General features: G+C 45.0%; 2 protein-coding genes and 2 pseudogenes. All 4 read right to left on the bottom strand.

Going from position 1 to position 3157, the window contains the following annotated elements:
- Window positions 1-117, bottom strand: a pseudogene (locus tag PX484_RS04945) (cysteine synthase A); the annotation flags it as partial.
- A gap of 6 nt (window positions 118-123) precedes the next feature.
- A pseudogene (locus tag PX484_RS04940) lies at window positions 124-342 on the bottom strand (PhoH family protein); the annotation flags it as partial.
- A gap of 440 nt (window positions 343-782) precedes the next feature.
- The gene (locus tag PX484_RS04935; RefSeq protein WP_287764702.1) at window positions 783-1583 is read right to left on the bottom strand and encodes a formylglycine-generating enzyme family protein; all 801 of its coding nucleotides are present in this window, start codon (window positions 1581-1583) and stop codon (window positions 783-785) included.
- A gap of 702 nt (window positions 1584-2285) precedes the next feature.
- Window positions 2286-3157, bottom strand: an 872-nt coding sequence (locus PX484_RS04930) for a formylglycine-generating enzyme family protein (RefSeq protein WP_288103051.1), incomplete at its 5' end; no start/stop codon positions are given.

The following is a 3157-nucleotide window of genomic DNA, read 5'->3' as shown; positions in this document are numbered from 1 at the left end:
GGGGTTAAGAAATTCGGCCTTACCGAGAATCTCGCAGCCGGTTTCCTCGCTAAAACTATTGAGACGAATTAGGGGAGTATTACCCACCGCATCGACGAAACCATGTTTAATATCCATAATCTGTTATTTTTCGTGCTGTTCGTAGGCTGAGACGATTTTTTGTACTAAGGGATGACGCACCACATCGGCCCGGGATAGGTAACAAAAAGCGATCCCTTCTACTGATTTTAGGATTTTTTGAGCGGCAATTAACCCCGATTCTTGTTGTTGCGGTAAATCGGTTTTGGTGACATCTCCGGTTACTACCATGCGCGAACCGAATCCCAAGGGAGTTAAGACCATTAATGCGATCGCACTTTTTCCACTGGGGAATTGAATCGTTGGTCAATTTCTACCACTTTAGCTGATACAGTCCTGCTGGCGAGCGAGTGGAAGGAACCACAGAGACACAGAGGACACAAAGATCGATCAGTCCTATGTAAGTTAAGCTGATCACACAAAGAATAGGAGAGCCATGAGCAGCTGTTGATGTAAGCTAAGACGCATTTAAACCGCTTATTCTTAGATTAGTTGAACTTCCCCCAATCCCTTTACTATTGCCTCTTGTCTCGTCTCAACAAGCAATTTATCCTAAATCCGTTGAGTAACCCACAGAAAAAGGGTTTCTCGGAGAAACCCTTTTTCTACTCATGATAATTCTCTCAATCCTTTTATAGTACACATATAGTACATTTGCTCAAAAAAATCGAAAAAGGGTAAAAAGGGAAAAAAGAGAAAAAGGGTTACAAAGTCCTCCCAGCACCGCACACCACCCGAAAACCGTCGTTGTGGCTGTTGTTGACGCGGCGGTAGTAGATGACGCGGTAAGCAGAACGGCAGTTATTCGGATTGCCGTACCAAGAACCGCCCCGCAGAGCTTTATCTGCCTGATTTTGCTGTTTTTTGCTCTTTTTTATCTCCTCATAGTTTTCGCGCCAATCATCTTGACACCACTCCCAGACATTTCCGTGCATATCATATAAACCAAAGTCGTTGGCGTAGAATTGCCCAACAGGGGTGGTTTTTCCGAGATTGTTATCATAGTTGGCTAAATCTGGGGTAAGAATTTCCCCAAAGTGATAGGGGGGGTAGGTTTCTCCTTTGTCGAGATTTAAGGGTTTGGTTTGCGCTCGACAAGCGTACTCCCACTCAGCTTCCGTTGGTAGCCTATATTTTCTTTTACTTAATTTAGATAGCCTTTGGCAAAATTCTACGGCATCTAACCAAGATACCCTTTCAACGGGGTTTGTGCTGCCTTTAAAATGCGATGGCTCTGGTTTTAAATCTTGCTCTACTTTTAAATCTTCTCTTTGGGCAATATATAACCATTGAGCTTGGGTAATAGGATAAATACCCATCAAGAAGTTTTTCAGGGTGACGTTGTGTTGCGGCTTTTCACTTGTATTACCACTTTCTTGTTCTGAAGAACCCATTGTAAAGGTTCCCGATGGTATTTTGACTAATTCTATTTCTAGGTCATCGGTGAGTTTTTCTCTATAGATTAAAAGACGTTTTTGGGTCTTTTGGATGATTATTGTAGGCATAAGTAGGGTTTGCTGAATAAATATGAAATATAGACGAGGTAAGGGTTTTAGTGTCCTGTATCGGCCCGCGTCCTGTAGGGGCGAAGCATTCGGGCATAACCTATCGGTGAAACCGTAGATTTTCTATCCGAATGCTTCGCCCGTACTTTTTCAGCAAGCTCTAAGTAAGTGATTATAATTAAATGAAAAATTGATTGTAGGGTTGATTCATGAATCAACCCTACCTTGATAAGGGGGGTTTGATCCCCCCTGCCCCCCTTGATAAGGGGGGTTTGATCCCCCCTGCCCCCCTTGATAAGGGGGGTTTGATCCCCCCTGCCCCCCTTGATAAGGGGGTTTGATCCCCCCTGCCCCTAGGTTTGATTGTAGGGTTGATTCATGAATCAACCCTACCTTGATAAGGGGGGTTTTGATCCCCCCTACCCCCCTTGATAATGGGGGTTTTGATCCCCCCTGCCCCCCTTGATAAGGGGGGTTTGATCCCCCCTGCCCCCCTTGATAAAGGGGGTTTGATCCCCCCTGCCCCTAGGTTTGATTGTAGGGTTGATTCATGAATCAACCCTACCTTGATAAGGGGAAAACCTAAAACCCGTCTTCAATTTAATTATAACCAGCTACTGATCAGCCAACCTCATATAGTACATTTGTTTAAAAAAATCGAAAAGGAGAAAAAGGGTAAAAAGGAAAAAAAGAGAAAAAGGGTTACAAAGTCCTCCCAGCACCGCACACCACCCGAAAACCGAAGGACTTGATGAAGTAGTCGCGGCGGACGTCGTCGTAGCGGTAAGCAGAACGGCAGTTATCTGGATGGTTGTACCAAGAACCGCCCCGCAGAGCTTTATTTGCCTGATTTTGCTGTTTTTTGCTCTTTTCTAGCCGAGGACTACCATCATTAGGTGCGCCTTGATAATTTTCCCGGAAGTCATCCTGACACCACTCCCAGACATTGCCGTGCATATCATACAAACCAAAACCATTGGGGGGAAATTGCCCAACGGGGGTGGTTCTCGCACGATATTCTCCTGCTGGTTCCCTAGCAAAGCGTTGCGTACCATTGTAGTTAGCTAAATTTGAGGTGAGGGTTGCTCCGAAGTGGAAGGGAGTGGTGGTTCCAGCACGACAAGCATACTCCCATTCCGCCTCACTGGGCAGCCGATACTGTTTCTTGGTCATTTTAGAGAGCCTTTGGCAAAATTCTACAGCATCTAACCAAGATACATATTCAACGGGGTTTGTGCGGCCTCCAAAATATGATGGCTCTGGGTTTAAATCTCGCTCTACTTTTAAATCTTCCCTTTGGGCAATATATAACCATTGAGCTTGGGTAATCGGAGTTTGACTTAGGTAAAAAGGGGCGATTTTTACTAAATGTCTGGGGGATTCTCGTTTGAACCAATCCCCATTGTATTTTTCCCCTAGCTGCGCTATTTCCTCCGCTTCGGTTCCCATCCAAAACTCCCCCGAAGGAATATAGAGCATTTTTAAGCTGGGGGGATTTTCTTCAAAGTAGAAGGCTCTCACGGGTTCTTTGGCGGTAATTTGTCCCGTCTCATCCACAAAAACGGTTTCAGACT

The organism is Microcystis sp. M49636_WE2 (genome assembly GCF_030065375.1).
In the GTDB taxonomy this organism is placed as follows: Bacteria; Cyanobacteriota; Cyanobacteriia; order Cyanobacteriales; family Microcystaceae; genus Microcystis; species Microcystis aeruginosa_C.
Note: the sequence above shows the minus strand (reverse complement) of the source record. Positions and strands in the feature narration are given on the sequence as shown.

Coding starts and splice junctions, on each gene's coding strand:
- PX484_RS04935 (WP_287764702.1), bottom strand. CDS start 1,583: ATGCCTACAATAATCATCCAAAAGACCCAAAAACGTCTTTTAATCTAT.